Source organism: Methylobacterium sp. EM32, from assembly GCF_040593685.1.
Classification (GTDB): domain Bacteria; phylum Pseudomonadota; class Alphaproteobacteria; order Rhizobiales; family Beijerinckiaceae; genus Methylobacterium.
In genome coordinates this window covers 1-6,199 of the sequence record NZ_JBEXZS010000012.1, presented here as the reverse complement: position 1 = coordinate 6,199, position 6,199 = coordinate 1, and the positions used below count along the sequence as shown (strand labels likewise).

Here is a 6,199-nt window from a genome sequence, read left to right as displayed (position 1 = left end):
GCGGGGGCTCGGGCGCGGCTGGGGCGGGGGGCGCTGCTCGGCGTCTCGGCGCATTCGCTTGGCGACGTGCGGGCAGCGCGAGAGGCGGGGGCGGATTACGTGACCCTGAGCCCGATTTTTCTCACCGCCAGCAAGCCGGGGTATGGGCCGGCTTTGGGGTTGGGGGTGTTGCGCGAGGCGGCGGGGGTGATGCCGGTTGCAGCCCTCGGCGGCATCGATGCGAAAACTGCGAACTCCTGCTACAGGGCCGGAGCCGATGCAGTAGCGGTTATGGGATATATAATGAAGGCAGTAGGTGCCGAAAACTTCTCCGACATAATACATATATAAAAATGCGCAATAATATAATATGTTATTTTCGTTATCGCGATCGATAATTGTTCATGCCTCGCTCGACGGTGACAAGCTGACATCGCTTTCGGCGCATGTAATAATCAATGATTATGTAATTTTTTTATAATGAAGCGGTGGGTCCAAGTGCATAGCAGCTTCAGCGTAAGCTTTGGCGGCTAATTTGTAGAATTCAAGATTGATAGTTGCCATGATATAAAGAGTTTCAGATACTTTATTTAGGCCGTCTGATCCTGACATCATATCTTCAAAGAGTTGAGATCTAAGTCGATACCAATCTTCCAATTTGTCCAACATTAAGTTTACTTCTGGCGAATCTCCAAGGGCTTCTCGTGTCGTGAGGGGGCTACTGACGCCGCGAATAATTGCCTGTGAGTCGATACTCATGAGTTCATAGGAGATATCGTCATAGATATGTTTTACGTTAGCCTTCTTTTGAGTGGCCGACGATTTTTCTTCAAGGATTTTTCTATAAAGTTCGTCTACGACGCGTCTTCTGAAATACCAGGAGAGGGATACAAGATGATACAGCAATGTTTGTTGTTCTTTCGCCCGCTGAATGGACAGCGAAAACGGTAAATCCAGAAGTGCCGCTGTAAAATAGAATTTATATTTACTGCCCGCTAGCTTTTCGTATCGTCTAAGAGTCAACCTATGTACTTCTGTAGAGTTAAGGCCGCGTAGCATGACGCCTTTAGGCGCGCGTTTCTCAATCGCATCATACATCATTTTTGATATTAAGTATTCGTATACATCTTTGAAAGGCCAATCCGACGTGAGATCTGCCCATAGCCAAGAGCCAGTGTCGATTTCCCGGTCAAATAACTTCTGCCAATCTTTAACTCCGCCGATTATGGTCTCGGCCGGCATCCTTCCATTTTTCAATTCCTGTTTAGTAATATCGCTAAAGGTGAATTCGATGACAACACTAGGTGAAATATCAAAATTAGCTTCGACACGCTCAAATCCTGTAAAATAAGATGTGATTGATTTAGAAGTATTTTTTAATACTTCGTCATTAAGGTTTTTTGATATATTCCAAGGTTCTTTACGATAAATTTCATCCAGCAATTTAAATACAGCTTCCTCTGTCATAGGTACCGCATTAAATTCTTTAAGAGCGTCGTTTATCTGATGAGGATGCCGCGCCAAAGTAATAAGTTTCTTGCTTGGATTGTTTTCCATTGTGGCTCGAAAAAAACCACATTCAAACAAGCAAAACCCCCAATCCTCATCCTGGTCTGTGTATAAAAATATCAACCAATCGACATCTTTGAGATATTCTTGAATTTTTTCACGCCATTTATCCCCGTACCGAAATAGACCAGCGTGTTTTACTTCGATCAAAGTGCCTCCGTAAAGCGCTAACTTTCCCCCGATATCAGATGCTAGCGTGGTATCGCTTGGCATTTTATGGCTGATGAAAATTTTTAGCGGCAGACTTGATGTACGCGGTTCCATATTCATGCATCCTAGACTTCAGGTTGAGACAGGATACACACAGGAAGAAAAATAACCAGCAGCATATTGTTTTGGATTAATTTCTCAGTGAATTCTCTCGATTTCTGAAACAGGAAGCTTGAACAAAGTGCAATTCTATGAGAGGCGAAGTACCTGGTATAAAAACCGAGACATCAATGCAAGTATAGTAGCTGATAAAGCGATCGTACATTTCATGAATATGATAACGATCTATACCTTAATCAAAAAAACATTATAAATTTGATATATTTTTTAACTAACGAAATTATAATATTTGTCAGCGACGAAGCGACAAGATCCGATCCGAGAACATCTAATCGACAGACTGGCAACACAGAAAACTGGTCAAAAATATAACAGATTTTAGGCATCTTGATGGTGCGGACGGCGGGACTCGAACCCGCACGACCAGAGGTCGCAAGATTTTAAGTCTCGTGCGTCTACCGATTCCGCCACGTCCGCGAAGGGCGCTGCCCTGCCGATCCGGGTTAGCCGGGGGCGGGGCGCAGATCAAGGCCCCGCGGTCGGATCGCGAGAAAGCTTATGCCGGCCCGAGCGGGCGCCAGCCGTAGAGCCAGGCGTAGCGCTCGGTCATCTGGACCGGGCCGAGGCGGCCCATCACCGCGTCGCGGGCGGCGGCGATCAGGGGGCCCGCGTGGTAGACGCGGCCGTTGCGGCGGGCATGGGCTTGGATGGTCGCCACCCGCTCGGCCCGGGCCTTGGCGTAGCGGGCGAGCGCAGCCGACACCGGCTGGCCGGGGACGAGGCAGGCGGCGAGGACCGCGGAATCCTCGATCGCCAGCGCGGCGCCTTGCGCCAGGAACGGCAGCACCGGGTGGGCGGCGTCGCCCAGGAGCGCGATCCGGCCGCGGGCCATCGGGCGGGCCGCCGGCCGGTCGACCAGGGACCAGACCAGCCAGGATTCGGGCCGGGCGAGGAGACCTGCCAGCGGTGGGGCGGCGTCGGCGAAGGCGGCGCGCAGGCGGGCGGGCTCGCCGCTTGCGCCCCAATCCTCGCTGCCGCTCTTATCGGGCACCACGGCGACGAGGTTGAGCCGGCGCCCGCCATTGATCGGGTAATGCACCACGTGCCGGCCGGGGCCGAGCCACAGGCCGGTCTCGTCGGCGAGGAAATCGGGCGGCACCGCCTCGCGGGGGAGGGTGGCGCGCCAGGCGGCCTCGCCGCGGGGGCGCAGGGGGCGCCGGTCGAGACTGGTGCGCAGGGCCGAGCGCACGCCGTCCGCCGCCACCACGAGGTCGACCTCCAGGGTCTCGCTGCGGCCGCCGTCGCTGGCGAGGGTCAGGGTCGCGCGGGTTGAGGTTTCCTGAACGGCGGTGACGGCGCGCCCGATCAGCAGGCGGATGCCGGGCCGGCCGCGGGCGGCCTCGAGCAGGATGGTCTGGAGGTCGGCCCGGTGCACCACCCAGTAGGGCGCACCGAAGCGCTCGCGCATCGCCTCGCCCAGCGCGATCTCGCCGATGTCGCGGGCAGTGGTCAGCCCGCGGATCCGCACCCGGGCCGGCTCGCCGGCGACGCGGCGCAAGGGCAGGCCGAGGCCGAGATCGGTGAGGATCCGGCTGGCGTTGGGCGAGAGCTGCAGGCCCGCCCCGACCTCGCTGAAGGCGGTGCGGCGCTCCACGAGGGTTACGTCGTGCCCGCGGGCGCTCAGGGCGAGCGCCGCCGTGAGCCCGCCTATGCCGGCCCCGACGATCGCGACGCGCAGGCCCGGCCGGTCCGGGACCGGCCGGTTCCCCGGCAGATGGCTGGGGGCCAAGGCTTACTCGGCGGCGAGGCGGGCGCGGTCGTCCCAGACGCTCGAGGCCGGATTCGCCGTGCCGGCCTTCAGGGCCGCGTTGTAGCGATACAGGGTCGAGCAGTACTGGCAGATGATCTCGTGGTCGGCGCCCATGTCGAGGAAGACGTGGGGATGGTCGAACGGCGGCAGCGCGCCGATGCACATGAACTCCTTCGAGCCGACCTCGATGACCGGAACGCCGTCCTGGTTGTGGAAGTGCGGGACCGCCTTGTCTGCCATCGCCTCAGAGTTCCTGCCTTGAGCGGGGCCTGATGCCCTCGGGATATCGGGTTCTCCTAGCCCCTCGGGGCCGCCGCGCCTAGGGGGCCGGCCGGGACCGAAGGCCTCCGCCGCCGTTTGGTCACGGTCTTGCGACATCGGGGCGCCGGACCCGCAACAACCCGAGAGGATCGCCCGTGACCCGCTTCCTGCCGAGGCTCGCCCTCCTCGCCGCCCTGACGGTGCTCGGCGCCCCCGCGGCGCAGGCCCAGAGCCGCACCGTGGTCGGTGCGGGCGCCGGCGCGGTGGCGGGTGCCCTGGTCGCCGGCCCGATCGGCGCGGTGGTCGGCGGGGTCGTCGGCGCCGCCTGGGGCGAATCGGGTCGGCGCCCCCGCCGGGCCGGTCGCCGGGTGCGGCGCCACCACGCGGCGCGGCCGGCTGAGTCGCGTCCCGTCACGCGGGTGGCTCAGCGGGTGCCGGCCGCCGCGCCGGCCCGGCCGCGCGCCTGGGTCGACCCGCGCTAGAGCGTCCCTTCGTCCTTGGCTTCGAGACCGGAAACGCCTACATCGGGGCATCCAGTTTTCTAGCGCCAGCGCATCTTTCGGGCCCCCGATGAGTCGTGACGAGCAGAGTGCGGTCAAGGACGGCCGCCGGCAGGAGCCGCCGATCCACGGCCCCGAGGCCTTCGAGGCGATGCGCAAGGCCGGCCGGCTGACCGCCGAGGCCCTCGACCTGCTGATGGAGGCGGTGGCGCCCGGCGTCACCACCGAGGCGCTCGACCGCCTCGCCTACACCTTCGCGATGGATCACGGCGCCTATCCCGCCTCGCTGCATTACCGCGGCTATCCGAAGTCGATCTGCACCTCGATCAACCACGTCGTCTGCCACGGCATCCCGAACGACAAGCCTTTGCGCGAGGGCGACATCGTCAACCTCGACATCTGCCTGATCGTCGACGGCTGGCACGGCGATTCGAGCCGCATGGCCTATGTCGGCGAGGTGCCGCGCAAGGCCGCGCGCCTGTGCGACATCACCCACGAGGCGATGATGCGCGGCATCGCGGCGATCAAGCCCGGCGGCACCACCAACGACATCGGCGCGGCGATCCAGGCCTTCGCGGAAGGAGAGCGCTGCTCGGTGGTGCGCGATTTCTGCGGCCACGGCCTCGGCCGCACCTATCACGACGCGCCGACCATCCTGCACTACGTCGAGCCGAGCTACAGCGTCGCCCTGAAGCCCGGCCAGTTCTTCACCGTGGAGCCGATGATCAATCTCGGCCGCCCGGCGGTGAAGGTGCTGGCCGACGGCTGGACCGCGGTGACCCGCGACCGCTCGCTCTCGGCCCAGTTCGAGCACACGGTAGCGGTGACCGAGACCGGCGTCGAGATCTTCACCCTCTCGCCCAAGGGGCTGGACAAGCCGCACGACACCGCGGCCGCCTGACGGCTCGGCCGTGGCCCGTACGCCCCGCACCCGTCCCGGTTTCGCGGAGGCCGGCGGTTCCGTGACCGAGAGCAAGATTCCCGAGAAGGTGGAAGAGCCGCATTACCACGGCCACCGCGACCGCCTGCGCGCCCGCTTCGCGCAAGGGGACACGCTGCCCGATTACGAGTTCCTGGAACTGGTGCTGTTCCGCGCCATCCCGCGCCGGGACGTGAAGCCGATCGCGAAGGCGCTGATCGCCCGCTTCGGCAGCTTCGCCGAGGTGATCAGCGCCTCGCCGGAGCGGCTGCTCGAGATCGACGGCATCGGGCCGGCGGTCGTCACCGATCTCAAGATCATGGAGGCGGCCGGGCGGCGCCTCGCCCGCGGCGCGGTGGCCGAGCGCACGCTGCTGTCGTCCTGGGCGGCGGTGATCGATTATTGCCGGGCCGCGATGGCGTTCGCGCCGCGGGAGGAGTTCCGGTTGCTGTTCCTCGACAAGCGCAACCGCCTGATCGCCGACGAGGTGCAGGGCCGCGGCACCGTCGACCACACGCCGGTCTATCCCCGCGAGGTGGTGCGCCGGGCGCTGGAGCTCTCCGCCACCGCCCTGATCCTGGTTCACAACCACCCCTCGGGCGACCCGACGCCGTCCCAGGCCGACATCAAGATGACCCGCGACATCGTCGCGGTGGCCGGGCCGCTCGGGATCGTGGTGCACGACCACATCATTGTCGGGCGGGACGGGCATGCGAGTTTTCGCGGGCTGAAGCTGATTTGACAGCCAATCGGTTGCTTTGATCAATCCGGCATGCCGACCGACATCTCTCCATGTCATGTATGGACGGCCCCCGTTTCGCAAGGGTTTGTGAGCATCGGTTTGTGCCAGTCGGTTCAGGAGCAGTCATGTATCCGGCCTCTGATGCCGTC

Annotated in this window: 7 protein-coding genes and 1 tRNA gene; 4 read left to right on the top strand and 4 right to left on the bottom strand. The window is 61.8% G+C overall.

Going from position 1 to position 6,199, the window contains the following annotated elements; translation table 11 throughout:
• Window positions 1-330: thiamine phosphate synthase (locus ABZT49_RS02695; RefSeq protein WP_355282676.1), on the top strand; the 330-nt coding region annotated here is incomplete at its 5' end.
• A 111-nt stretch (window positions 331-441) separates the two neighbouring features.
• On the opposite strand, the gene ABZT49_RS02690 is transcribed toward ABZT49_RS02695, so the two are convergent.
• The 4 genes from ABZT49_RS02690 to ABZT49_RS02675 form a co-directional block, all read right to left on the bottom strand.
• Window positions 442-1,812 carry a hypothetical protein gene (locus ABZT49_RS02690; RefSeq protein ID WP_355282673.1) on the bottom strand — a complete coding sequence of 457 codons (1,371 nt, stop codon included), beginning with the start codon at window positions 1,810-1,812 and terminating at the stop codon, window positions 442-444.
• A 397-nt stretch (window positions 1,813-2,209) separates the two neighbouring features.
• Window positions 2,210-2,295, bottom strand: a tRNA-Leu gene (locus tag ABZT49_RS02685).
• A gap of 79 nt (window positions 2,296-2,374) precedes the next feature.
• Entirely contained in the window at window positions 2,375-3,592 is a 1,218-nt protein-coding gene (locus ABZT49_RS02680; RefSeq protein WP_355282678.1) for an FAD-dependent oxidoreductase, read from the bottom strand.
• An 18-nt stretch (window positions 3,593-3,610) separates the two neighbouring features.
• Entirely contained in the window at window positions 3,611-3,868 is a 258-nt protein-coding gene (locus ABZT49_RS02675) for a zinc-finger domain-containing protein (RefSeq protein ID WP_355282670.1), read from the bottom strand.
• Window positions 3,869-4,044: 176 nt separating this feature from the next.
• Between ABZT49_RS02675 and ABZT49_RS02670 the strand changes: the two genes are divergently transcribed.
• From ABZT49_RS02670 to radC, 3 genes are all read left to right on the top strand, one after another.
• Complete coding sequence (locus ABZT49_RS02670) at window positions 4,045-4,371, top strand: DUF456 family protein (RefSeq protein ID WP_355282668.1); 327 nt, start codon at window positions 4,045-4,047, stop codon at window positions 4,369-4,371.
• Window positions 4,372-4,459: 88 nt separating this feature from the next.
• On the top strand, window positions 4,460-5,290 hold the full coding sequence (map, locus tag ABZT49_RS02665; protein ID WP_355282665.1) for a type I methionyl aminopeptidase: 831 nt from the start codon (window positions 4,460-4,462) through the stop codon (window positions 5,288-5,290).
• 61 nt (window positions 5,291-5,351) lie between these two features.
• Entirely contained in the window at window positions 5,352-6,050 is a 699-nt protein-coding gene (radC, locus tag ABZT49_RS02660) for a RadC family protein (RefSeq protein ID WP_355282663.1), read from the top strand.
• The last annotated feature ends 149 nt before the right edge of the window (window positions 6,051-6,199 follow it).